We start from the raw sequence: 25,635 nt of genomic DNA, 5'->3' as shown, positions 1-25,635 counted from the left end.
GGCACGATATGCGGATCGGGGCCTCGAACGGGACCGCAGGCTGGCCGGCGGGTCCGTTGAGGTTGCTGATCGGGCTGTCGGCCCAGCACAGCCGCACCTTGACGTCGGTGGGCAGCGCGGACGCCAGGATCACCTGATCGCCGGCGACGGTCGCATCGACGAAACGGCAGACGCCGTTCGCATCGCACAGTTCGAATCCGATGGGTCGGTTGAAGCCATAGGCGGTCAAGGCCGTGCCCGGCGCATAGCGGACGTGGGCGCCGTCTGCACCGCGCTCGACCGCAACCGGCTGGGGCGAGACCGGCTGAGCGACTCCGTCCAGACGACGCGCCTCCAGCGCCAGCCGCCGCCCGACCTCCAGCTTGTTGGTCGGATGGATGTCGTAGCGGTCGCCGATATCGATGGCGACGGCCAGACCCGCCAGCGGATCGGCGTTGACTACCGTGCGCTGGCTTTCGCGCAGGGCGGCCCAGTATGAGTTTGTCGGCTGGCCAGCCATCGGACCGAAATTGGCCAGTTGCACGACCAGCATCCGCATCTCGGGGCTTTCGAACCGGGCGCGCCAGTCGGCGAACAGGGCCGGCAGCAGGCGGCGATAGCCGACATAGTCGCCGACATTCGACTCGCCCTGATACCAGGCCATGCCCTTAAGCCCATAGGCGCCCAGGGGAGCGATCATGCCGTTATAGAGGGTGGTCGTGCCGCTGCCGCCGATCCAGGGCGTGCGCGGCGGGTTGGGCAGGTCGCCGAGAGGCGCAGCGACGCGGTGGCGCCAGCCCGACGACAGGGAGACGCTGGTCCCGTCCGCGAACACCAGCCGCTTGTTCGCCGCCGGCCCCCAGGCGCCGCCGCCGCCGTTGGTGTCCAGCACCCCGACCGCGATCAGATTGGAACCCGGCTTCAGGCTTCCGGCCGCAAGGGCGTAGGTTCGCGGCGTATCCCAGCCCTGCCCCCCGCCCACATAGCGGCCGTTGACCCAGGTGACGTCGGCGTCGTCCACCGGCCCCAGTTCCAGCGTCGCCGCCTGGCCTGCTTGGGCGGCAGTCAGTTCGACCTGTTTGCGCAGCCAGACGACGCCGTCGTAGGTTTCAAGACCCGGAACCGTCGATTCCCAGAAGCCCTCCGCCGGGATCGGCGCCCAGTCGGCGTCGCTCGTGCGGGGCAGGTTCCAGCCCTGTTTGATGCCGGGGTCGTTGGCCGCCCACCAGGCCTGGGTGATCTCGCGCCAGAGCGCGTCGCCCTGAGACGGGTTGCGAGCGTAGGCGTCCAGCGCGTTCAGCGCCTGGTCGTGGCCGCCCAGTTTCACCAGGGCGTCGCGGCTCAGCCAGTCCTCGATGATCGAACCGCCCCAGGAGGCGGCGATCAGGCCGACAGGCACATTGTCCGTCCGCCGCAGGTCGCGCCCCATGAAATAACAAGCGGCCGAGAAATCACGGACGCTGTCGGGGCTGGTCGTGCGCCATTGGCCGACCGAATGGGGTGTGGATGCGGGCGCGGGCAGGCTGGACCGACCGACCAGGAAGAGGCGAAGGTTCGCGTCGTTGGCGGCGCCGATCTCGCTCTCGGCATTGGTCGCCTGGCGGACCGCGAACTCCATGTTCGACTGGCCTGAGCACAGCCAGACGTCGCCGACCATGACGTCCGACAGGGTCTGCGTCGCGCCGTCGGCCTGTGCGGTCAGGGTGTAGGGGCCGCCGGCGGTCAGGATCGGCAAGGTCGCGCGCCAGGCGCCGTCGGCGCCGGCGGTCGTCTGGACCTGGGTCTGGCCCAGGCTGACCGAGACGCCCGCACCCGGCGTCGCCCTGCCCCAGACCGCGACCGGTTGGCCGCGTTGCAGGACAGCGTGGTCCTGGAACATGGGGTCCAGCACAGGCTGCCCCCCCTGACTCTGGATCGGCGCCTGGGCATTGACGGGAACGACCGTCGTCATCGTCAGGACAGCGGCAGCCACGGCTGTGAGCAGGATCGAGCGCATATGCGCCTCCTTAAACGCGTTCGCCCCGGACGAACCGGGGCGAAACTTGGTGTCGGTCTAGCGGCGAATCTCGACCGCCTGGCCCGTATACTGGATGGTCTTGGCCGGCGCGGCGTCGAAGTTTCCGACATCCGTCCCCGGTCCGCTGACGAAGCGCACATTGATGGTCCGGTTCGTCGGCATGCCCGGATAGGCGCCGGTGCGGGCCCCGACGGTCAGGACGCCACGCGCGTCGTCCCAGGTCATCGGGATGTTCGAGAACTCCCCGCGCTCGTAGCCATAGTCCTTGCCCGAGTCCTCATAGAGGGAGAAGGCGCCGTTCGCCCCGGTATAGACGACCAGGGTCAGGGGACCGTCCAGCTTCTCGGACGTATAGGTGATGGCCGGACCGGTGGGCAGGATGGAGCCCGCGCGAACATAGACGGGGATCTTGTCCACGGCCGCCTGAACGTTGGCCGACTGGCCGCCGGCGTACTTCTGGCCGGTCAGCAGGTCGTACCACTCAGCGCCGGCCGGGAAATAGACCGAACGGCTGCGCGCCTTGTATTCGGTGACCGGGGCGACCATCAGCGCGTGACCGAACATATACTGGTCGGCCACATCGCGGGCCTTGAGATCGGATGGGAAGTCCATGACCAGGCCGCGCATGATGGTCCCGTCGCGCATATAGGTGTCGCCGGCCAGGCTGTAGATATAGGGCATCAGCCGGTAACGGGTGCGCATCTGCTCGGCGTAGGCCGTGTAATAGTTCGTGCCCGGTTCGGCCAGATTATAGACTTCGCGCAGCGGGAACTCGCCGTGCGAGCGGAAGATCGGCGACCAGGCGCCGAACTGGAACCAGCGCAGCTGAAGCTCGTCCCACTCGGCCTTGTCTTCAGGCTTCATGCCGGCCGGGTTCGAATAGCGGGCCTCGACCGAGAAGCCGCCGATGTCGTGGGTCCAGTTGGCGATCCCCGACAGGCCGGCGTTGACGCCCGCCGAAATCTGGTCGCGCAGATTGTCCCAACGCGCGACGACATCGCCGGACCACAGGATCGAACCGGTGCGTTGCAGCCCGCCCCAGGCCGAACGGGTCAGGATGGTGGTGCGCTGCCCCTCATGTTCGGCTCGGAAGCGACGATAGACGTTCTCGGCGTTCACCAGCGGATAGGAGTTGAACACATAGGCGCCCGGCCCGGCCGCCGTCGGCCCCATACGAAGGGTCCGCTCGGGGATGTCGAGGTTGGAGTGCATGTCCGGCTCGACCGAATCCAGCCACCAGCCGTCGAAGCCCATGCCCTTGAAGCTGTCGGACATCTGCTTCCAGTACAGCTCGCGGGCCGCGGGCAGATAGGGGTCGTAGAAGCTGTTGGCGTAGCCGGGTCCGACCCAGTCGCGCGCGCCGACATCGACGTTGCGCGTGTACATGCCTCCGATGGCGTCCAGCTGCTTGTAGTGCTCAGTCGTCGGATAGAATTTCGGCCAGACCGAGATGATGATGTCGGTGTTCATGTCGTGAACATCCTTCACCATCTGGGTCGGGTTCGGATAACGCGCCGGGTCGAACTGGTGCGAGCCCCACGCGTTCTCGGGCCAGTAGAACCAGTCCTGGACGACCATATCGATCGGCAGGCCCAGTTCGCGATAGCGACGCACGGCGCCGACAACCTCTTCCTGATTGTTGTAGCGCTGGCGGCTCTGCCAGAAACCATAGGCCGAGCGCGGCAGCATCACCGACTTGCCGGTCAGGCCGCGATAGTTGGAGATGACGCCGTCGATGTCGTCGCCACCGACGTAATAGTAGTCGATGGCCGTTCCGACTTCCGACGCCAGGCTCAGCGCGCCCTGATCGGCGGCCGGCAGGGGGTCCATGTGGCGCAGCGAGATATAGCCGTCTTCGGGCGTCCACTCGATCTTGATCGGCACCCGGGTGTTCGCCGCCATCTCGACCTGGAAATCATGGTCGAAGGGGTTCCAGTTCTGGCGCCAGTTCTGTTCGACCAGCTTGCCGTTGATCGTGACCTTGGCATAGCCGGACGAATAGAGGCGGAACTTGTGCAGGCCGGCGGTCGCGGTCTCGATCGTGCCTTCCCAGACGACGCTGACGCCGGCTTGGCCGGGCTTGCCCATGTCGCCGGTCTGGACCGGAGCGCCGGGCTGGGCCTTCAGACCCTCGGGCCAACGCTGCTGGTCGCGGATGAACTCATAGTTCACCTCGCCTTCAGGGCGGCTGACCTTGAGGACGCCGTCCTGATAGTAGCTGGCGGTCAGACCCCCGAAGGCCCCGCCGGCGTCACGGACGATCAGGCGATCCGACAGCATGCCGTAGGGGCGCGGGTCGCCGAAACGGGTGATGGCGTTGGTGTCCCATAGGACCCCGTAGTTGCGGCTGGAGACGACGAAGGGCACGCCCACGTCCATATTGTGCTGGGCCAGCAGAACATCCTGGCCCTTTTGGTTCATCAGGCCCTGCTGATGCTGGCCCAGGCCATAGAAGGCTTCGTCCGCCGGGCTTTCCCAGACCTGGCGCGTCGCCAGGAAACGATGGTCGCCCTTTTGATCCTCGACCGTGACGGGGTTCAGTTCGCGGCTGTTCGGACGCTCCTTCAGCACTTCCTGGCCGTTTTCGTCGAGGAAGCGGACGGCGCCGGTGCGGCGCGACACCTCGGCCGTAGCCTCGGCCGTCTTCAACACCACCAGATCGCCCTGGGTCTCGACCTCGAACGGGGTGGTGGTCGAGGGCTGCGCCGTGACCATCAGGCTGGCGGGCAGATCCAGATTGGCGTCTTCGGTCGCGGTGACGCGGATGGTCTCTGGGCCATAGACCTCGAGCCGCACGCGACGCGCGGCGCCTTCGGTCGGGGCGATGACGACGCCGGCGGGGATACGTTCCAAGGCGGCTTGCTGGATCGCGCCGGCGGAGGCGCTGTCCATCAGGGTCGAACAGGCTCCCAGAGGAGCGATCATCAGCGTGGCCAGCATCAGCCGGCGGGCGAGGGTCGAGGTCATGAAGGCGCTCGCTTTTACAGTTTCGGTCAATAGGTGGCGGTGACGACGCGCAGCAACTGCGGACGGTCGGTGAAGTTCAGGCCGTAGTCGGTCTGGTCTCCGTTCCAGATACGTTCGAAGATCCATTTCCCGGCGTCGTCAAAATGGCCTTCCTCATAGCGGACGACCATGCGGCGCTTGCCGTCGGTCGAGGGCTTGGCGGCGAAGTCGATGCGGGCGCGATAGCCGGTGACGATATATTCTCCGGGCGCGATCTCGGCGATCAGGGCGCCGCCGTTGGGTTTGTCCGTGCCCGGAACATCGGCCAGCGCGCCCAGCCAGGTCCAGTCCGGCTGACCGAACTGCCAGCGGCGGTAGCCGACGGTCGCAGTCCAATCGCCCAGGTCCAGCGTCTGCGACGCCCGGTCGTCAGGCTCCGCCACACCCCAGACCTTGCCGGCAAAGGCGGCGCGGGCCCAGATCCGTTGCCACGGGGCGACCAGCCGATAGGCGTCACGGAACGGCGTCAGAGTCTTTTCATCGACCGCCGGGGCCCCCAGCGGATAGTTGGCATAGCCCGTATAGTCGATGCCGAACGGCGAATAGCCGACGCCGCCCCGGCCCAGGACCGAGAACAGATAGCGGGCATAGGGCGCATCATTGCCCGTCTCGGCCACGAACAGGGCGTTGTCCGGTCGGGCGTAGCGATCCAGCTGACCTTCGTAGGTATGGGAATCGCGATTGTAGATATCGGGGCTCAGCATCTCGATCGCCGGCGCTGCGGCCTTCCAGACGTCGATGACGGGCCAGACGGGACCGCCCGAGGCGTAGTTGGTCGGGGCGACGCGCTCATGCGGATCAGGCAGGGCCGCATTGACGTACATCGGCAGCGGATATTCGCGTTTGCCCGTCTCTGCGACCGTATTGACGTACGAAGCGATGGACCAGGCGTGGAAGAACTCCTCCGCCTCTTCGCCGAACACGGCCGACCAGGTTCCGGCCGATCGGCCGGTCCGGTCCAGCAGGGCCTGGGGCACGGGACCGTCGAAGGCGGCCTGGGCGGCGGGCGAATAGTCGCGGACGGATCCGTAGGTGCCCGTCTCGTTCTGCGGCTGGACCATGATGACGGTGCGCTCGCGTTCGTCGATCTGGCGAATGTGACGCATCAGGGCGGCGAAGGCGCGGGCGTCGGCGGCCAGGGTCTCCTGGCCATAGGGCGACATCGCATAGGACTCCGTGCCGTCCTTCTGGATCAGGTGCGGAAACCGCGTCGGGTTCAGCTTGACCCAGGCCGGGGCGTATTTGGGAGAGGTGTTCTTCCAGGTGGCGAACCACAGGATGACCAGACGCACGTCGTTTCGCCGCGCCTCCTGCACCAGATGATCGACAAACAAAAAGTCGAACCGCCCCTCCTCCGGCTCCAACTGCTCCCATGCGATGGGAACCTGAACCGTATTGGCGCCGACATAGCGGATCGCCGGCCAGGCCTCGGCCAAGGGCGCGGGATAGTTGGTCGAATTATTGACCTGGGCGCCCAGAATGGTGAAGGGCGCGCCATCCACCATCAGGGCGTGGCGGCCGTTCTGCGTGACGAGTTGCGGAATAGGTTCGGCGGCTTGCACCGGGGCGACCGCCAAGGATCCAACGAGTGCGACACCTGTTGCCAACACCCTGAACAATCGACCCGTAATCATCTCATGTCCTCACGATATACTGGAACTAAAAACGGGCGCCGCCGCGATCGGCGACGCCCGGTCATAACGAGGGGTGGGCTAATCTTAGTAGCGGAGACGTACCCGAATGCTGAAACGACGATCATCGAGTTGATAATCGCGATAGCGGTTCTCAGTAATCTGGTAGGTCTGAGACTCCGTGTTCAGAATGTTCTGTGCATCAACAGTAACCGCTAGCCGTTCGTTGAAATCATAGCTGATTGAACCATCGAGAACACCAAAGGCCTTGCCGAATATCGGCAGTTGGCCTGTACCCACACCCTGAGTAGTCTTAAGGAAGTCATCGCGCCAGTTATAAGCCAGACGTGCATTGAAGCCGTATTTTTCATAGAGCAGCACTAGGTTGTAGCTGTTCTCTGACAGGCCTTCGATGGGCACTGAAATCTCAGCGCCGCCCGTCTGCGCGTTGGCTGCAACCGTCGCCGCATTGGAATCGATGAAGGTGTAGTTTGCCTGCAGGCCCAGACCATCAAACGGCGAAGGCAGGAAATCAAAGAACCGTTGGCCGCCGATTTCAAAACCTTCAAGCGTGCCCTCATCCACGTTTTTCAAACGCGTGATGTTGAATGGCACCTGCCCCAGACCTGGAAGGTCATAGGTCTCAATGTCTGTGACATTGAAGAACAGATCCTTGATGTCCTTCTTGAATGCGGTCGCATAGACGAAGCCGACCGGTGAGAAATACCATTCAACTGCGAAATCCAAGGCGGTCACGCGTTGCGGATCAAGCAGCGGATTGCCGACAGCGGTTCCGGTGCCAGGCACGCCAGGGGCCGGCGTCAGGTCGCCACCTGCTGCATAGGTTGGGCTGATGCTGTAGCTGGCGTTGAGCTGACTGAAGTCGGGACGAGCCACGTTCTGAGAGGCCGCGAAACGAAGTTGCAGTTCCGACGTCAGGAACATCCGCAGATTCAGGCTGGGCAGTATATCGGTATATTTGTTGGTTCCCACGATCGGCGTGACGATCGTCAGAGTGGTCGGCGTAGCGCCGGCGCTGTTTGGATCGCGATATGTGATCGTTTCGAAACCATCCGAAGCTGATTCCGTCTTCACTATGCGCAGACCGAGATTACCATCCCAGTCCTTGCCCATGATATTCGAGCCGAACCGCATAACGCCATATGCGGCATAGGTCGTTTCCGAGATGTTGGAAACCTGTGCGGCTGGGTCGTCGAAAGAGCGGAACCCGATGTTCTGATTGAACGGCGCGGCATTCAGGAAATCGAACACCTGTTGCGGATTACCGACCTGATTCAGGCCGAACATCCAAACATTGCCGAAGGCGCCCTGGCCCTCGCCGTTCAGGAAGCTGTTGTTATATGGAAACTGTTCCGCATATTCGGGGAAGTCGGCCAGACGATAGCATCCCGACTCGTTGGACCAGTTGGCGCAGGTTGAACCAATCGCCGTCCAGGTTCCGTATGTCGTCGAGCGGTTGATTGCCGTCCGGTCCGTTACGCGAACCCCAGCGCGGAAATCTCTGAAGAAGCCACCCTCCTCGAAGTCCCAACGCATATCAGCGCGTCCAGCCCAACTTTCGGCATCGTTCTTTTCAGCATAGGGAAGGACAGCGGTCAGACCGTAGTTGTCGATGTCCTCAAAATAGCCATTGGTGGCGGAAAACTCGGGAATCTTGGGGCGCGTGTCAAAGTTGACGACGTAGTTCCCAGGAAACAGGGGATTTCCCTCAGCATCTCGCGGGCCAGACACGTCGTTGAGGACGCTGGCCGTCAGGTTCATTGTCTGCTGCTCGACCTTGGAGTCGATATATTGCAGATCGGCGGTGATCTCTAGGCGGTCGGTCGGCCGCCATTTGCCGCCAATGGAGATATCGGTCGTCTGGGTGTCACGGGTGGTGGCGAAGGTAACGAGGTCCACGCCCGGATTAATGAAGGAGCCAGAGGTCGCGACGCCGTCTTCAACAGTAAAGGCAGCGCCAGGAGCCAGTTCCAAAGGCACGCCGTTGCCGCCATAGGCAAAGAACGACAAACCATTGTCATTGAAGGTGTACTCCGTCCGCAAAGCTTGCAGATAGAATTCGGTGCGGTCGTTAGGGCGCCACTGCAGGGCGGCGGCGGCGCTGAAGCGTTTGCGACCGCCGAAACCAACGTTGATGCCGCCGCCGTTTGGAACGGCGATCTCCTGACCGATATAGCCGGGCACGTCAGTGCGCACGAGATAAGGCTCGACGACGTCGATATCCTGGCGGAACGAGGTTTCGCCAGAAGACATGTTGAGTAGAGCGCCGAACTCACCGGCTGATGTTTGCCAACGGTCGCTGGCCAGGAAGGACGCGTTGTAGCCATCGTCGTTGGCCAGATCGTAATGAGTGTAGGCTGTGCTAACCGAGAAGAGACGGCCCGGCGCGTCGAACGGCATCCGGGTCTTCAGATTGATGGTGCCGCCGAGCCCCCCTTCAATCATCTCGGCAGACGGATTCTTGTAGACATCCACACCGCCCAATAAATCGGAGCCGACTTCCTCCCAGCTCAGACCACGACCGCCGCTGGCGCTGAAGATGTCGCGGCCGTTCAACTCGGAACGAACGTTCGTCAGACCGCGAATCGCGATGCCCGAACCTTCACCGTAGTTGCGTGTGATCTGGATGCCGGAAACGCGCTGCAGCGCCTCGGCGACGTTGACGTCAGGCAGACGACCGATGTCCACTGCTGTAATGGAGTCGACGAACTGCTCAGAGTTCTTCTTAATCGACTGGGCCGAAGCCAAGCTGGCCCGCAGACCGGTGACCACAATCTCACCGACCTCGGCTGCTTCGTCTTGGTCAGTTTGGGCCGGTGCAGTCGTTTCCTGCGCCATGGCGAGCGAAGGCGTGGCAATAGCCGATAATGACAAAATGGACGCACCGCACAGAAGTGCGAAGCGGTTGGCGCGAGTGATTCGAGACATGAGTCTCTTCCCCTTCCCTCTGATGCCGCGCACGCTCTGAGGGCGTGCTGGACGGGCATCTCTCCCAAGACAACGGGCCTGCGTTCCGCTTGACCCGGTTTTAAGGATGCAACAAGTTTCACAGAAAGAAAACTGTTTTCGGTAGCGGTAACATTTTTCGGGGCGGCAATGCGGCGACGACGTATCGCGGTGAACGGCTCTGGGGCAGGAGGAAGACCATGACAGCAGATTTTGGCATCAAGCGGATCGTCATCGTCGGCGGAGGAACTGCCGGTTGGATGGCCGCAGCCGTCATATCCAAAAGTCTGGCGCGCGATTACGCGCAAATTGATCTGATCGAGTCGCCTGACATCGGTACGGTCGGCGTTGGCGAGGCGACGATCCCGCCGATCCTGACACTGAACCGGCTGCTAGGAATCGATGAGAACGAATTCGTCCGCCGGACCCAGGCGACCTACAAATTGGGCATCCAGTTCCGGAACTGGGGCAGGCTAGGCAATGAATACATCCATCCGTTCGGGACATATGGCGCGGATCTGGAAGGTCTTGCGTTTCACCAGCATTGGCTGAGGCTGCGCAACAATCCCCGAGTTGGCGAGATCGACGCCTATTCCTTGCCGATAATGGCGATGAAGGCCGGGCGGTTTACGCGGACGTTGGATGACCCACGCCACGTCCATTCGCGCATGGCCTACGCGTATCATTTCGATGCGAGCCTCTATGGGGGCTTCCTGCGCGAGATGGCTATGGCTCGGGGAGTGAATCGCATCGAAGCGAAGATTATCGACGTGACGTTGAACGCGGAAAACGGGTTTGTCGACGCCGTAACGCTGGACGATGGGCGTCAGATCAAGGGCGACCTGTTCATCGATTGCTCGGGCTTCAGGGGTCTGCTGATCGAACAGGCGCTGGAAACGGGATATGAAGACTGGTCGCATTGGCTGCCAATGGACAGGGCCCTGGCCGTGCCGTGCGAAGCAGTCGGCGCACCGACCCTTTATACGCGATCCACAGCCCACGACGCAGGCTGGCAATGGCGCATTCAACTGCAGCACCGCACGGGCAACGGCCATGTCTACGCCAGCGCTTTCACCTCTGATGAGGCCGCACGGAACACTTTGCTGTCGAATCTAGACGGCAGCCCCCTGGCGGACCCGCGTCCCCTGAAATTCGTGACCGGGCGCCGCCGAAAGGCGTGGAACAAGAATGTAGTGTCACTAGGCCTCGCCTCCGGATTCCTGGAGCCGCTCGAATCCACCAGTATTCACCTGATCCAGAGCGGAGTGACGACGCTGATGTCGCTGTTCCCTGACAAGCGGTTCGATCAGGCGGACATCGACAAGTACAACAAGTTGATGCGCGAGGAGTATGAACATGCCCGCGACTTCATCATCCTGCATTATCACGCAGGCGAAAGAAATGACTCCGAGTTTTGGCGCCATGTCAAAGCCACCGAGACGCCCGACAGCCTGAAAGAACGAATCGACCTGTTTCGCTCACGCGGACGAGTCATGGGCCGCCACGAGGACTTGTTCGCCCACACGAGTTGGGTCGCGGTCATGCTAGGCCAAGGAATCGTACCGTCTGGTCATGATCCGATGGCGGATCAAACGCCGGAGCACCTAATGACCGCGCGTCTGGCCCAAATTCGCGCGGTCATTGAAAAAGGCGTCGCGGGAATGCCCACACACCAGCAGTTCATCGACCGCCATAGCCGAGCGGACGCCGCGTAGGTCCGCTCGCCTCAGTGGTTGTCGCGCGGCAGGCCGAACTTATCGACGATGCGGTGGTATTTGATCGCGGGCTCCAGCACAGCGCCGGTTTCCAGCTGTCCGACGACGGCGCGCTGCATTTCCTGCCAGGGTGTCTGGGACGCGGGGTATTTGTAGCCGCCTGCGGCCTCGAACGCCTTGCGCCGTTCGGCCAGTTCCTCGTCCGAGATCAGGATGTCGGCGCGGCCGGTGTTCAGGTCAATCCGCACCTGGTCGCCGGTCTTCAGCAAGGCGATATTGCCGCCGGCCGCCGCCTCGGGCGAGGCGTTGAGGATCGAGGGCGAGCCCGAGGTGCCGGACTGACGCCCGTCGCCGATACAGGCCAGGGCGCTGACGCCCTTCTTGATCAGGTATGACGGCGGCCGCATGTTCACGACCTCGGCCGCGCCTGGATAGCCGATGGGGCCGGCGCCCCGCATGAACAGCAGGGTCTGTTCGGTGATGCCCAGGCTCTCGTCGTCGATCCTGTGGTGATAATCCTCGGGCCCGTCGAAGACGACGGCCGGGCCTTCGAAGGCGTTCAGGTCGTTGGGGTTGGACAGATAGCGTTCGCGGAACTCGGGCGAGATCACGCTCAGCTTCATGATGGCCGAGTTGAACAGATTGCCGGTGAAGACGACGAAGCCGGCGTCGGTCTTCATCGGGGCGTCAAAGCTCTTGATCACGTCCGGCAGGATGATCTCGGCGTCCCGGCAGTTGTCGCCGATGGACTTGCCGGTGACGGTCAGGGCGTTCTCGCGGATCAGCCCCTGTTTCATCAGCTCGGACACGACGGCAGGCACGCCGCCCGCATGAAAATAGTCCTCGCCCAGATATTCGCCCGCCGGCTGGAGGTTTACCAACAGCGGCACGTGCAGTCCCTCGGTCTGCCAGTCCTGCAACGGTACATCGACGTGGGCGTGGCGGGCCAGGGCGGTCAGGTGGATCGGGGCGTTGGTTGAGCCGCCAATGGCCGAGTTGACGATGATGGCGTTGTGGAAGGCTTCCTTCGTCAGGATGTCCGACGGCTTCAGGTCTTCATGCACCATCTCGACGATGCGCAGGCCGGTCTCATAGGCGACCTGGGCGCGCTCGCGATACGGGGCGGGAATGGCGGCCGAGCCGGGCAGCGACATGCCCAGGGCTTCGGCCAGCGAGTTCATCGTCGTCGCCGTACCCATGGTGTTGCAATAGCCGACCGAAGGGGCGGACGAGGCGACCAGTTCGATGAAGCCGTCATAGTCGATCTCGCCGGCCGCCATCATCTGACGCGCCTTCCAGATGATCGTGCCCGAGCCGGTGCGCTCGCCCCGGTGCCAGCCGTTCAGCATAGGGCCGACCGACAGGGCGATGGCGGGGATGTCCACGGTCGCCGCCGCCATCAGACAGGCGGGCGTGGTCTTGTCGCAGCCGATGGTCAGGACGACGCCGTCCAGCGGATAGCCGTACAGGCTCTCGACCAGACCCAGATAGGCCAGGTTTCGGTCCAGGCCGGCGGTCGGGCGCTTGCCGGTCTCCTGGATCGGATGGACCGGGAACTCCATGGCGATGCCGCCGGCCTCGCGAATGCCTTCGCGGACGCGTTCGGCCAGCACCAGGTGGTGGCGGTTGCACGGCGACAGGTCCGAGCCGGTCTGGGCGATGCCGATGATCGGCTTGTTCGACTGGAGCTCTTTGCGCGTCAGGCCGTAGTTCAGATAACGCTCCAGATAGAGCGCCGTCATATCCGGGTTTTCCGGATTGTCGAACCAGGCGCGGCTACGGAGCGTCTTGGCGGTCTTCGGAGTATCGGTCATTTCAGGTCCAGCCGCCATCGACGACATAGTGTTGATTGGTGATCGCCCCGGCCTCGTCCGAACACATGAAGACGACCATCTTGGCGATGTCGTCCGGCACGAGTCGGCGTTTGAGGCACTGGTTGGCGTAGATCTCTTTTTCGGTCTCCGGCGTGACCCAGAGCTCCAGCTGTCGTTCGGTCATGATCCAACCGGGGGCCACGGCGTTCACCCGGACCCCGAACGGGCCGAAGTCGCGGGCCAGCGAACGGGTCAGACCGATGACGGCGGACTTGCACGCCGTATAGGCCGGCATCCCGCCCTGCCCGATAATCCAGGATGTGGAGCCCAGGTTGACGATGGCGCCCTTGCCGGTCGCCTGCATGTCCGGAAGCACGGCTTGAGCGGCGAAGAACTGGTGTTTCAGGTTCACGGCCATGCGGCCGTCCCAATAGTCTTCGGTGACGTCCAGGGTGGCGTGCCGTTCATCGTGAGCGGCGTTGTTGACCAGAATGTCGATCGGACCGAATGCGGTCCGGATCTCGATGACGGCGGCTTTCAGCGCGGGAATGTCGGTCAGGTCGCAAGCGACGAACAAGGCGGTTTGGCCTAACTCCGCCTGCAGTCGGCGACCGCGCTCAACGTCAATATCCAGAAACCCAACCCGCGCGCCCTGGGCATGAAAGGCGCGGACGATGCCCTCGCCTATGCCGCCGGCGCCGCCCGTGACGATGACGGTCTTGTCCTTCAGGTCGGAATAGATAGCGGCCATGATCGTCAGCGCGCCTCCCCGACGCCCGCCGTTGATCGGCGGCTTGTGATCTTTCACAAATGAAACTCGTTACCGTCAACGAAAATGACAACCGCCATTGTTCCTGTCAACGGTAGACGCGTCCGAAAGAACGTCAGGCTTGAGAGACGGCGCTCATCTGGTCGGAAATCACGCTTGCGGCGTGCACCAACAGCGTGGCCGCCTCAGCCTTGGTGCAGACCAGGTGGGCCTGTTCGATGAAGGGGGTGATCAGGGTGGCGATGATTCCGTCCGACCCGATGATCGGGGCGACCAGATCGGTGACGCCCTTAACGAAGTCGCTGTCTCGTTCGACGTGAGCGCCCTGGGTCATGGCATGGGCGCGGGCGGAGAAATCGGCGACGGCCGACTCGCCAAACAGCGCGACCAGGCTTTCATGCAGATGATTGCGCGCCCGTTCGTTGGCGCGGGCGTAGAACATCAGGCCTGAGGTGGCGTCCAAGATGCTGCGGCGATAACCGATCCGCACTGAGTAGCCCAGGTCGCCGGGACTCTCGATTCGGGCGATGACCACGATCTGATCGCCTGAGGGCACCACCAGATGGCAGGACTGCATGGTGCTGGACGCCAGGTCCCGCATGGCGGGCATGGCGACATCGACCAGCGACTTGATCGGCGCCTGGGTCATGCCGAGGGTGAAGAGGCGGTTGGTCAGGCGATAGCCGTCGGACGACTGTTCGATATAGCCGCGGAACTCCAGCACCTGGATCATGCGGAACAGTTCGCTGACCGAACGCCCCAGGGTCGCAGACATCTGCGACGGCGTCATCGCCTCGCCTTGAGCGGACAAGAGTTCGAGGACATCCAGCCCTTTTTCCAGCGCAGGAGCACGATATTTGCGGTCGTCGGTCTGGTCTGGGTCGGTCATAGGAGTCCTCCGGCGAGATTCGTACGCTACCGGTGGCGCCTCTTGTCGAGAAGCGCGCCGGATTGATCACCGTATCATTGTCGCGGGTAAAATCTCTACGCACATATAAAATATCATTGCGGGCCGTTGACGCCTCCCCTAGGCTTTGCGTTCGAGCCCGAACCAAAGGGCCGTTTTGGGGGAATGCACCATGTCGCTTGCGGGCATCGATCTGGCGATCCTGGCGATCTACGCCGTCTTCATCTTCGGCCTGGCCCAGTGGGTCTCTCGCAACAAGACCGGCGAGCAGAAGACCTCCACCGACTATTTCATGGCCTCCAAGAGCCTGCCCTGGTGGGCCATCGGCGCCTCGCTGATCGCGGCCAACATCTCGGCCGAACAGATCATCGGCATGAGCGGCTCGGGCTATGTGATCGGCCTGGGCATCGCCTCCTATGAATGGATGGCGGCCCTGACCCTGCTGATCGTCGGCAAGTTCTTCCTGCCGATCTTCCTGCGCAACGACATCGTCACCATGCCGCAGTTCCTGCAGCAGCGGTACGGCCCGACGATTCGCAACGTCATGGCCGTCTTCTGGCTGCTGCTCTACGTCTTCGTCAATGTGACCTCGATCCTGTGGCTGGGCGCCATCGCCGTCCACACAGTCACCGGCTTCAATCAGGACTACGCCATCGTCGCCATCGGCGTCTTCGCCCTGGCCTATCAGCTGTGGGGCGGCCTGAAGGCCGTGGCCCTGACCGACATCGTCCAGGTGGCCCTGCTGGTCTGCGGCGGTCTGATCATCGGCTTTATCGCCTTGTCGACCATCGGCGGCGCAGGCGGCGCCCTCGCCGGCTTCCACACCCTGCTGACTGAGTTCCCGGACAAGTTCGACATGATCCTGTCGAAGGACAACCCCCACTATCAGGAACTGCCGGGCATCGCCGTTCTGCTGGGCGGCCTGTGGGTCATGAACATCAGCTACTGGGGCTTCAACCAGTACATCATCCAGCGCGCCCTGGCCGCCAAGTCGCTGCACGAAGCCCAAAAGGGCATCGCCTTCGCCGCCTATCTGAAGCTGCTGATGCCGGTGATCGTGGTGCTGCCGGGGATGGCCGCCCTGATCCTGGCGCCGAACCTGTCGGCGCCGGACCAGGCCTATCCGACCATGATGAACCTGCTTCCGGTCGGGCTTAAAGGTCTGGTCTTCGCCGCCCTGATCGCCGCGATCATCGCCTCGCTGGCGTCCAAGGTGAACTCGATCTCGACCATCTTCACCCTGGACCTCTACGCCAAGATCAAGAAGGACGTGCCCGAGCATCAGCTGGTCACGGTCGGCCGCATCGCCGCCGTGGTCGCCGTGATCATCGGCATCCTGACCGCACGCCCCCTGCTGGGCGGGTTCGACCAGGCCTTCCAGTTCATCCAGGAGTTCACCGGCTTCTTCACGCCGGGCATCGTCGTCATCTTCATGCTGGGCCTGTTCTGGAAGCGGGCGTCCGAGGCAGGCGCCCTGACCGCCGCCATCGGTTCTGTGGTGCTGTCAGCCATCTTCTGGTGGCTGCAGGAGAGCGGCCAGTTCATCTTCCCGTTCATGAATCGGGTCGCCGTCGTCTTCGTCGTCTCGCTGATCGCTGCAGTGATCGTGTCGCTGCTGGTCCCGGCCAAGCCGGACGCCATGAAGATCAAGCTGGACCAGATCAGCTACAAGACGTCGCTGGGCTTCAACCTGGCCGCCGTCGGCGTCGTCGCCTTCCTGATCCTGGTCTATTCGATCTGGTGGTAAGGTGAGCGTTGTTGCAGGCCTGATCGGCGTCGACTGGGGCACCAGCAATCTGCGCGTCATGCGGATCGCCGACGGCGGCCGGGTTCTGGACAGCCGTTCAGACCCGCGCGGCGCCGGCGGCCTGGCGCCCGGTCAGTTTCATGACGTCCTTCGGGACGTCGCCGGCGACTGGTTGAGCGAAGGCCTGCCTGTTCTGGTCAGCGGCATGGCCGGCGCGCGGGGACGTTGGCGCGAAATGGCCTATCTGCCCTGCCCCGCCGGCGTCGCGGATCTGGCCGGCGCCGTCGCCTCGCCGGATGACGCGCCCCTGGTCCGCCTCGTGCCCGGCGTCGCCGTGTTCGAAGACGATCGACTTCAGGATGTCGTGCGCGGCGAAGAGACCCAGGTCTTCGGTCTGGATGCGCCCGACGAGGCCGTGATCATCGGCCCAGGCACCCACAGCAAATGGATCCGCACGACCCAGGGTCGGATCACCGGCTTTCGCACCTTCATGACGGGCGAGCTGTTCGCAGCCATCCGCAAGGGCACGATTCTGGGCGCGGACATGGGCGATCCCGGCGTTGACGACGACGCCTTCGCTGCCGGGGTGGTGCGAGCGCTGCATGACCCGGCCTTTACCGCCGCCCTGTTCTCGGTGCGGGTCGAGGGACTGGCAGGGCGGCTTTCGCCGGCCTCGGCCGCTGACTATCTGTCCGGCCTGCTGATCGGGGCCGAGGTCGCCGCCCAGATCGACACGCGCGAACGGCCGATCATCCTGATCGGCGCCGACGCCCTATGCCGCCGCTACGCCGCCGCCCTGGCGCAAGGCGGTTTCCACGACGTCCGGATCGCGGACGGAGCCGCCGCCACGGCCAAGGGTCTGTGGCGCATTCACGAGGCCGCATCCCGATGATCCCCGTCGCCGTCGAAAGCCTGGACGCCCTGCCCCTGATCGCCATCCTGCGCGGGCTTACGCCCGATGAGGCCGTGGCCGTGGGCGAAGCCATCGTCGCCACCGGATTCCGGTGCCTGGAAGTGCCGCTGAACTCGCCCGATCCGCTGGAGAGCATCCGCCGTCTGCGCGAGGCGCTGGATGGCCGCGCTCTGGTGGGCGCCGGCACGGTCCTGACCGTCGCCGCAGCGCGAGAGGTCGCACAGGCCGGCGGCCAGCTGATCATCTCGCCCAACACCAACACCGACGTGATCTGCGAGACCAAGGCCCTGGGCCTGCTGTCCTTGCCCGGCTTCTTCACCCCGTCCGAAGCCTTCGCCGCCCTGGACGCCGGAGCCGACGCCCTGAAACTGTTCCCGGCCGAAGTCGCGGGAACCAAAGGGCTGAAGGCGGTGCGCGCCGTTCTGCCGGCCACGACGCGCGTCTATCCCGTGGGCGGCGTGGATCCGGACAGCATGGGCCAATGGCTCGCGGCCGGCGCCTCCGGCTTCGGCATAGGCTCAGCCGTCTTCAAGCCCGGTCAGTCGCCGGAACAGGTCGGCCGCAACGCCGCCGCCTTCGTCTCGGCCTGGACCGAAGCCGCCCCGCCCCGGTGATTTCGCCGTCGCGCTAAGCCTCCTCAGCCGTCAAGCGCATGGCCAGCGTCAGGCCCTCGCCCGGCAGCAACCGCGCCAGCCCGCCCTGTTCGCCGGACGGGGCGTTCAGAACATCGGGCCGATGAGTCACAGGCTCGACGCAGAAGAAGTTCGCGCCGACGGGGGCATAGACCTGGGTCCAGTCCGCGCCGTCGGCCTGCATCACCACGCGCCGCCCGCCGCCGTCCAGTACGGCCTCTCCGGTCCAGCCGGCATAGGCGTGATCGACGAAGGGCGCCTCGGCCAGGGCCAGTCCGTTCTTCCAGTCCGCCACGGCGTCGGGCGCCGCGATCCGCTCGGGAATCTCGCGTTTATTGGTCAACCAGACCCCGGTGGCCGACAGGTTCAGGCGGGAATCCTCGAACCTGTGGAAATAGGGGTGCAGACCCAGGCCCGCAGGCATGACAGTGTCGCCGACATTGGTCACTGACAGGCTGATCTCCGGCCCCTGCTCCGTCAGTTCCACCGTCTGGCGTGCGCGCCAGGGCCAGGGCCAGGGCCAGCCCAATCCTTCCGCCGTCGTTTCGCCCGGCCAGTCCAGGCGCATCTCGACGCGGTCGTCAGAGACCGTCTCGACCGTCCAGGGGTTCAGCCAGCCGTCGCCGTGCAGGGCATGGGGCGTGAACCGGTCCAGCGCCGCCAGCCGCACATCCCGCCCCTCGAACCCGAACCGCGCGTCGGCGATCCGGTTGGCGTAGGGGACCAGAGGAAAACAGGCCGTCTCCAGCATGTCGGTCGTCCCTTCGGGCGTCGGCCGGAACACAGGCTGTCCCCGCCAATCCAGGCTCAGGATCGCCCCGCCCTGCTCCGGCGCTACGGTGGCGCGCCAGTCCCCTGCCGTCAGCCTCAGCAGGCTCACAGGCGGATCTTGTTCTGCGGCAGGCCCGGCGTCTCGACCCGAACCCGGTAAAGCCCACCGAGGGTCGGCTGCTCGGCGCGCTTGTCGGCGTTCCCCAGCCAGGCCGTAGTCATATAGAGGTCGCGCAGATCCTCTCCGCCGAAGGCGGCCTTGGTCACGGTCTGGACCGGAACCTCGATCTTGCCGATCCGCTCGCCCTGCGGTGAAAACTTCGCCACGCCCCAGCCGTTGAACAGGCCGACGTGCAGGACCCCGGAGGAGTCCATGCTGGGCCCGTCCGCATAGCCGTCCTCGGTCACGGCGAAGATACGCCGGTTCGACAACACCCCGCCCGCATGGTCGAAGGCCAGGACCGTCTTGGCCAGGGTGTCATGGTGGTAAAGGGTCCGGCCGTCCGGGCTCAGGCAAGGCCCGTTGGTGACGCCGTAGCCGTCGTCATGACGGGTCAGCTCGCCCTGGAACCAGCGATAGAGGGCGCCGGTCTGGACCTGTTCGCTGTCGTCCATCGACCCGAACCACAGCGACCCGTCCGGCGCGACGAAGCCGTCGTTCAGTCGGTTCTGCGGCCGATCCTGCTCGACCGGCTGGATCAGGGTGAAGACGCCGGTCTCGGGCTCGAAACGGTGCAAGCCGCCCCGTACCCCGCAGATCAGCGCCCCGTCATCCGCAGGAAGGGCGAAACCGGTCTGGTCCGGCGTGTCCCACGAAGCGGTCTCGCCGCTCGCGGGCGTGTAGCGGTGCAGTTTTCGACCCTTGATGTCGACGAACCATACCGCCTTGCGCTCGGCGTCCCAGACGGGGCCTTCGCCCAGCTCCGCCTGGATATCCCAAACCAGTTCCACATCGCTCATAGATCAGCTCGCCGAGTAGGAAGTCTTGATCTGGGTGTAGAATTCCACCGCAGCAAAGCCCTGTTCCCGGGAGCCATAGCTCGACTTCTTCGATCCGCCGAACGGCACGTGGTAATCGACCCCGGCGGTGGCCAGATTGACCATGGTCATGCCGGCGCGGGCGTTCTTCTGGAAGTCGCGGGCGTATTTCAGCGACTGGGTGACGATGCCGGCCGACAGGCCGAACTCGACGCCGTTGGCGACGGCCAGGGCCTCTTCATAGCTGGCGACGCGAATGGTCGAGGCGACGGGACCGAAGACCTCTTCGTTGTTGATCCGGGCGTCGGCGACCGTGTCGGCGATCAGGGTCGGCTGGACGTACCAGCCCGGCTTGTCGAGGTTCGGGCGCTCGCCGCCGGTCACGATCCGGCCGCCGGCCTCGCGGGCGATGTCGATGTACTTGTACGAGGTTTCGCGCTGGGCCTCGCTGACCGCCGGGCCCATCTGGGTGTTGGGATCCAGGGCGTCGCCGACACGCAGGGCCGCGACCTTCTCGGCCAGGGCGGCGACGAAGCGGTCGTGGATGCCGTCCTGTACGATCAGGCGGCTGGAGGCGGTGCAGCGCTGGCCGGTGGCGAAGAAGCTCCCGTCCAGGGCGACGGCGACGGCGCGGTCCAGGTCCGCGTCGTCCAGCACGATCAGCGGGTTCTTGCCGCCCATCTCCAACTGGACCCGGGCCTGACGCTTCATCGCGCCCTCGGCGACGCCGGCGCCCACGGCCTGGGAGCCGGTGAAGCTGATGCCGTCCACGCCCGGATGGGCCACGATGGCGCGGCCGACGTCGCCGTCGCCGATGACCATGTTGACCACGCCCTTGGGCAGGCCGGCCTCATGCAGGACCGCGATCAGGGCCTCGGCCGTGGCCGGGGTCGGGCCGGCGGGCTTGATGACGACCGTATTACCGAAGGCGATGGCCGGGGCGATCTTCCAGTCCGGAATGGCGATGGGGAAGTACCACGGCGTGATCAGGCCGAAGACGCCGACCGCCTGGCGATAGGTCTGGATTTCGACGCCGGGACGTGTCGAGGCCAGGTTCTGGCCGTGGACGCGCAGCGCCTCGCCGGCGAAATATTTCAGGATGCGGGCGGCGCGCATGGTCTCGCCGATGCCCTCGGGCAGGGTCTTGCCCTCTTCGCGCGCCAGCAGGCGGCCGATCTCGGCGGCGCGCGCCATGATCAGCGAACCCGCCTTGTCCAGCACGTCGAAACGGACTTCCGGCGAGGCGTCGGACCAGCCCGGGAAGGCGGCGCGGGCGGCGGCGACGGCCTGATCGACCTCGGCCGCCCCGCCCTTGGGCGTGCGGGCCACGACGTCGCGCGTGTCGGACGGGTTGAGGCTCTCGCCGGCGAACGCGCCGGAGACCTTCTCGCCGCCGATCCAGTGGGAGAGTTCAAGCGTGTCGGTCATGGGATGTCCTTTTCATAAGGCTGACGGGCGGCGGGGGAGCGCCGCCCGTCTCGGGGAGATAGGTATGGACGGGCCGGAAATCAGCCCGTCATGTCTTCCAGTTCGCGACCGCGCGTTTCCTTGACCCAGGCCTGAACCAGGAAGAAGGAGATCAGGGCGCTGACCGAATAGAAGCCGTAGGTGACGACCAGGCCGAGTGTCGCGGCCATCCAGGGGAAGCTGACCGAGATGGCGAAGTTGGCGATCCACTGGGCGAAGCCGGCGACAGCCAGGGCCGAACCGCGCATCTGGTTGGGGAACATTTCACCCAGCATGACCCACATGACGGGCCCCCAGCTGAAGTTGAAGAAGACCACATAGGCGTTGGCGGCGATCAGGGCGGTCAGGCCGGTGTTGTCGTCCAGGTGCAGCGAACCATCGATCAGGGCGGCGCGCGAGAAGCACCAGGCCACGACGGCCAGGGTCACGAACATGCCGGCCGAACCGATCAGCAGCAGCGGCTTGCGGCCGATCTTGTCGATCACCGAAATGGCCGCCAGACAGGCCGCGATCGACAGGACGCCCGACAGGATGTTGATCTGCAGCGCGTCATTCTCGGAGAAGCCGACCGACTGCCACAGCACCGCGCCGTAGTAGAAGACGATGTTGATGCCGACCAGCTGCTGGAACACGGCCAGGATCAGACCGGCCCAGACGATGGGGCGCACCTTCTTGGTCGATGGGTCCAACAGATCCGAGAATTTCGGCTTGTGGTCAGCATTCAGCGACGCGCGGATTTCCTGCACCTTGCGCGCGCCGGCGCCCGGCCCGAACAGCTTGGACAGCACGGCCTCGGCCTGGGCGTCCTTCTTCTTGACCACCAGGAAGCGCGGGCTTTCCGGAATGACCAGCAGGGCCAGAAGATAGATGGCGGCGGGGATGACCTGCAGCCAGAACATCCAGCGCCAGGCCGGGAAGCCCAGCCAGAAGTCGGCGGTCGATCCGCCAGCGGTGCGGGCCAGCACATAGTTGGCCACGAAGGCGCCGGTCAGACCCGTGATAATCATGATCTGCTGCACCGACGACAGCCGGCCGCGGATCGAGGCCGGGGTGACTTCGGAAATATAGGCCGGCGACAGCACCGAGGCGGCGCCGACGCCCAGGCCGCCGATGAACCGGGCGATGATGAAGTGGGCCGAGGTGTCGGCGGCTCCGGCCCAGAAGGCCGAGATGATGAACAGGACCGCCGAGATCTGCATCACCGTGCGACGGCCGATGGCGTCCGCCAGACGTCCGGCGATGAAGGCGCCGACGGCGCAGCCCAGCAGGATGGCGCCGACATTGAAGCCGGTGCCGAGCGCCGACAGGTTGAAGGCGGCCTCCAGACCGTCCTGGGTGCCGTTGATCACGCCGGAATCATAGCCGAACATGAAGCCGCCGATGGTGGCGACCGCCACGATAAGGGCGATGAAGGCCATGTTGACGCGGTCGTCGCCCGCAATATCAGGGCCTGAGCCCCCCATTGGTCCTGCCATCTCGATAAAACTCCCAAAGAGCCCGTCTGACGCGGGCGTTGATCGGCGAAAGAAATCCTAACGCCAGCCGGCGTCCACGAAATACTCGTGGCCTGTAATCAAACGTGCGTCGTCCGAAGCGAGGAACAGGCCCAGAGCGGCGACGTCCTCGGGCTGAAGCCGTCCGGGCAGGCACTGGGCCGCGACGATCTCGGCCTCGCCCTCGGGCGTGTACCATTTCATCTGGCGCGGGGTCTGGACATTGCCCGGCACGATACAGACCACCCGCACCCCGTCCCCGCCCAGCTCACGGGCCAGGGCGCGGGTCATGCCCTCGATGCCTGCCTTGGCGGTTTCGTACAGCGACAGGTCGGGCAGGCCCAGATGCCAGCTGATCGAGCCGAGGTTGATGATCACCCCCCGCCCCTTCTCGCGCATGCCGGTCGCGACCGACTGGGCCGCGAAATAGAGGTGGCGCAGGTTCACATTGATGCGGTTGTCCCAATACGCGGGCGTGACCTCCGCCAGCGTGTGACGGTCGTCATTCGCGGCGTTGTTGATCAGGACGTCGATCGGACCATGGGCGGCGATCACGTCCGCCAGACAGGTCTGCAGCGCGGCGACGTCGGTCAGGTCGCACGGATGGAAGACGGGCGCCGGCGATAGATGAGCCAGAGACGACTCCAGCACGCGCGAATCCGCTTCGGCGATGTCGAGAAAGACGACGCGGGCGCCCTGGTGCGCAAAAGCCTCGGTAAAGCCGGCGCCGATGCCGGAACCGCCGCCGGTGACGACGACCAGACGGTCCTTCAGCGACGGATAGACGGCGCGACTCATACAGAGGCTCCCAGCAGGCCGCGCGCGGCCAGATTACGCATCAACTCGACCACCCCGAACCGCCAGGCCGGGGCCTGGTCGCAGGTGGTCACGATATTCTCGAGCACGCCCAGCTTCTCGGACGAGACGCGGACCCGGTCGCCGATCTTGTGGGTGAAGCCCTTGCCCGGCGCGTCTCGATCCTCGATCGGCGCGAACATGGTGCCGAGATACAGGGCGAAACCGTCCGGATACTGGTGGGCGCTCAGGGTCTGGCGCACCAGTTCCTCAGGATCGCGGCTGATCAGCCGCATCGAGCTTTCGCCCGTCATGACGAAGTCGTCTGTCCCCTCGACCTCCAGCCGCACGGTCGCGGCGCGAACGTCGTCCATGCCGAAGCCGTCGTCGAACAGACGGATGAAGGGGCCGATAGCGGCGGAGGCGTTGTTGTCCTTGGCCTTGCCCAGCAGCAGAGCCGAACGCCCCTCGATGTCGCGCAGATTGACGTCATTGCCCAGGCTGGCGCCGACCGGGCGGCCAGCCGGATCGCAGATCACCACCACCTCGGGTTCCGGATTATTCCAGGCAGAGTCTGCGCGAACGCCCACTTCAGCGCCCCAGCCGACCGAAGCCAGCACCGGCGCCTTAGTGAATATCTCGGCATAGGGGCCGATGGCGACTTCCAGATACTGCGACCACAGGCCGTCGGCGATCAGTTGCGTCTTGACCGCTTCGGCCTGTTCCGAGCCCGGTCGCAGATCCTTCAAGTCGCCGCCGATCCGGTCGAGGATGGACTGGCGTACCGCATTGGCGGCGTCGGCGTCGCCACGCGCCCGCTCCTCGATCACCCGCTCGAGAGCCGAGACCGCAAAGGTGACGCCGGACGCCTTGATGCACTGCAGGTCCAGCGGCGACAGCAGGGTGATGTCCGCCTGACCCGCCGCATCCCAGGCCGTTGCGAACGACAGTTCGTCGAGCGCGCCCAGATCGACGCCTTCGACCCGATCCAGATCGTCGCGCGCCACAGCCTCGGCCGTCGTGGCGACCTGGCCTGATATGTCATAGAGGCGACCGCCCCGGGCCAGCACAGGCGAAGGCCCGGCCGGGGTCATGATCCGTCCCAGCAGGCGCGCGTCGCGCCAGTCCGCCGGCAGGTGTGAGGCAAGGTTCAAGATCGTCTCCCATCCACACTCTTCGATGTGGTAGCGCTACCATCTTGCATACAAAGCCTGCTGTCAATCGGCAGGCGGCGCCGTACTTTCTCTCAGGATCAGTTCGTGAGCGACAGGGCCGGAAATCTCGCCGCCACGGCCCAGAATGATGGCGGCGCGACGGGCCATGGCGGCCACCGGCTGTCGGATGGTGGTCAGAGCCGGCCAGACGCTGGCCGCCAGATAGGTGTCGTCGAAACCGACCACAGAAACATCGCGCGGCGTGGACAGGCCGGCGGCGTGCACAGCCGCCAGGGCCCCGGCGGCCATGTCGTCGTTGCTGGCGAAGATGGCGGTCGGGCGCTGCGCCTGGGCCAGCAGCCGACGCCCGGCCTCGAAGCCGGAGCGATAGGTGAAATCGCCGGGTTCGACCTGCAGCACCGCACCGTCCACGTCATCCACGGCCGTCTGTGCGCCACGAAGGCGGTCGCCGCTGGCGGTCTGATCTTGGCGACCGACGATGAAGCCGATGACGCGATGCCCCATGTCCAGCAGGTGTTTGGTCATCTGATGGGCGGCGCCGACATCATCCACCCGCAAAGAGACCAGATCATCGCTGGCGGCGGGAGCGGCCAGAACCACGGCCTTCATCCGGCTCTTGGCGATGGCGTCCAGTGTGGCGCGTGATTCGCCCAGGGGCGGGGGCACGATCACCCCTTGCGCCCCACCCGCCGCCAGCCGCTGAACCGCCTGCCGCTCTTCTTCCGGCGCACCGGCCTGGGACGGTTCGATCAGCAGCAGCAGGCCCACGGAACGGGCGCCTTCCAGCGCCCCGGACAGAACCTCGGCCAGATAGGCGTTGGACGGGTTGGCGTACAGCAGGCCGATGCGCCCGCCATCG

18 protein-coding genes are annotated in these 25,635 nt (G+C 64.8%); 4 read left to right on the top strand and 14 right to left on the bottom strand.

The genetic code is table 11. The annotated features are described in order from the left end of the window. The 4 genes from Q7J26_RS11265 to Q7J26_RS11250 form a co-directional block, all read right to left on the bottom strand. Positions 1-1,975 (bottom strand): sialate O-acetylesterase (locus Q7J26_RS11265; RefSeq protein WP_304936538.1); only part of this gene is annotated, 1,975 nt, incomplete at its 3' end. A 57-nt stretch (positions 1,976-2,032) separates the two neighbouring features. Continuing rightward, positions 2,033-4,963: a TIM-barrel domain-containing protein gene (locus tag Q7J26_RS11260; RefSeq protein ID WP_304936537.1), complete on the bottom strand. Its 2,931-nt coding sequence runs from the start codon at positions 4,961-4,963 to the stop codon at positions 2,033-2,035. A gap of 26 nt (positions 4,964-4,989) precedes the next feature. After that, positions 4,990-6,579, bottom strand: a complete 1,590-nt coding sequence (locus Q7J26_RS11255; protein ID WP_304936536.1) for a DUF5597 domain-containing protein — start codon at positions 6,577-6,579, stop codon at positions 4,990-4,992. A gap of 141 nt (positions 6,580-6,720) precedes the next feature. Next, on the bottom strand, positions 6,721-9,582 hold the full coding sequence (locus tag Q7J26_RS11250) for a TonB-dependent receptor (RefSeq protein ID WP_304936535.1): 2,862 nt from the start codon (positions 9,580-9,582) through the stop codon (positions 6,721-6,723). Between the two features lie 218 nt (positions 9,583-9,800). Between Q7J26_RS11250 and Q7J26_RS11245 the strand changes: the two genes are divergently transcribed. Further along, complete coding sequence (locus tag Q7J26_RS11245) at positions 9,801-11,315, top strand: tryptophan halogenase family protein (RefSeq protein WP_304936534.1); 1,515 nt, start codon at positions 9,801-9,803, stop codon at positions 11,313-11,315. 11 nt (positions 11,316-11,326) lie between these two features. Here the strand turns inward: Q7J26_RS11245 and Q7J26_RS11240 are convergent, their stop codons facing one another. The 3 genes from Q7J26_RS11240 to Q7J26_RS11230 form a co-directional block, all read right to left on the bottom strand. Next, positions 11,327-13,129: an IlvD/Edd family dehydratase gene (locus tag Q7J26_RS11240; RefSeq protein ID WP_304936533.1), complete on the bottom strand. Its 1,803-nt coding sequence runs from the start codon at positions 13,127-13,129 to the stop codon at positions 11,327-11,329. Between the two features lies 1 nt (position 13,130). Beyond that, entirely contained in the window at positions 13,131-13,937 is an 807-nt protein-coding gene (locus tag Q7J26_RS11235; protein ID WP_304936532.1) for an SDR family NAD(P)-dependent oxidoreductase, read from the bottom strand. Positions 13,938-14,013: 76 nt separating this feature from the next. After that, positions 14,014-14,787 (bottom strand): IclR family transcriptional regulator, encoded by a 774-nt coding sequence (locus tag Q7J26_RS11230; protein ID WP_304936531.1) that lies wholly within the window; start codon positions 14,785-14,787, stop codon positions 14,014-14,016. Between the two features lie 190 nt (positions 14,788-14,977). On the opposite strand from Q7J26_RS11230, the gene Q7J26_RS11225 reads away from it, so the two are divergent. The 3 genes from Q7J26_RS11225 to Q7J26_RS11215 are packed head-to-tail and all read left to right on the top strand — an operon-like array spanning position 14,978 to position 18,079. Then, positions 14,978-16,552, top strand: coding sequence for a sodium/sugar symporter (locus tag Q7J26_RS11225; protein ID WP_304936530.1), 1,575 nt, complete (start codon positions 14,978-14,980; stop codon positions 16,550-16,552). Position 16,553: 1 nt separating this feature from the next. Next, the gene (locus tag Q7J26_RS11220) at positions 16,554-17,444 is read left to right on the top strand and encodes a 2-dehydro-3-deoxygalactonokinase (RefSeq protein ID WP_304936529.1); all 891 of its coding nucleotides are present in this window, start codon (positions 16,554-16,556) and stop codon (positions 17,442-17,444) included. Further along, a complete protein-coding gene (locus Q7J26_RS11215) occupies positions 17,441-18,079 on the top strand; it encodes a 2-dehydro-3-deoxy-6-phosphogalactonate aldolase (RefSeq protein ID WP_304936528.1) in 639 nt (212 codons plus the stop codon). Before Q7J26_RS11220 ends, Q7J26_RS11215 begins: the two co-directional genes overlap by 4 nt. Positions 18,080-18,092: 13 nt before the next feature. Here the strand turns inward: Q7J26_RS11215 and Q7J26_RS11210 are convergent, their stop codons facing one another. The 7 genes from Q7J26_RS11210 to Q7J26_RS11180 form a co-directional block, all read right to left on the bottom strand. Continuing rightward, a complete protein-coding gene (locus tag Q7J26_RS11210; RefSeq protein WP_304936527.1) occupies positions 18,093-18,977 on the bottom strand; it encodes an aldose 1-epimerase in 885 nt (294 codons plus the stop codon). Further along, positions 18,974-19,828, bottom strand: a complete 855-nt coding sequence (locus tag Q7J26_RS11205; protein WP_304936526.1) for an SMP-30/gluconolactonase/LRE family protein — start codon at positions 19,826-19,828, stop codon at positions 18,974-18,976. The genes Q7J26_RS11210 and Q7J26_RS11205 overlap by 4 nt, the downstream gene beginning before the upstream one ends. Positions 19,829-19,831: 3 nt before the next feature. Beyond that, the gene (locus Q7J26_RS11200) at positions 19,832-21,274 is read right to left on the bottom strand and encodes an aldehyde dehydrogenase family protein (protein ID WP_304936525.1); all 1,443 of its coding nucleotides are present in this window, start codon (positions 21,272-21,274) and stop codon (positions 19,832-19,834) included. An 80-nt stretch (positions 21,275-21,354) separates the two neighbouring features. Further along, positions 21,355-22,788: a sugar porter family MFS transporter gene (locus Q7J26_RS11195; RefSeq protein WP_304936524.1), complete on the bottom strand. Its 1,434-nt coding sequence runs from the start codon at positions 22,786-22,788 to the stop codon at positions 21,355-21,357. A gap of 57 nt (positions 22,789-22,845) precedes the next feature. After that, the gene (locus Q7J26_RS11190) at positions 22,846-23,604 is read right to left on the bottom strand and encodes an SDR family NAD(P)-dependent oxidoreductase (protein ID WP_304936523.1); all 759 of its coding nucleotides are present in this window, start codon (positions 23,602-23,604) and stop codon (positions 22,846-22,848) included. Further along, positions 23,601-24,755, bottom strand: coding sequence for a fumarylacetoacetate hydrolase family protein (locus Q7J26_RS11185; protein WP_304936522.1), 1,155 nt, complete (start codon positions 24,753-24,755; stop codon positions 23,601-23,603). The genes Q7J26_RS11190 and Q7J26_RS11185 overlap by 4 nt, the downstream gene beginning before the upstream one ends. Positions 24,756-24,818: 63 nt before the next feature. After that, positions 24,819-25,635 (bottom strand): substrate-binding domain-containing protein (locus Q7J26_RS11180; protein ID WP_304936521.1); only part of this gene is annotated, 817 nt, incomplete at its 5' end.

This window comes from Brevundimonas sp. (assembly GCF_030656255.1).
GTDB lineage: Bacteria > Pseudomonadota > Alphaproteobacteria > Caulobacterales > Caulobacteraceae > Brevundimonas.
The sequence above is the reverse complement of the archived record's forward strand: the minus strand, read 5'-3'. Positions and strand labels throughout refer to the sequence as shown.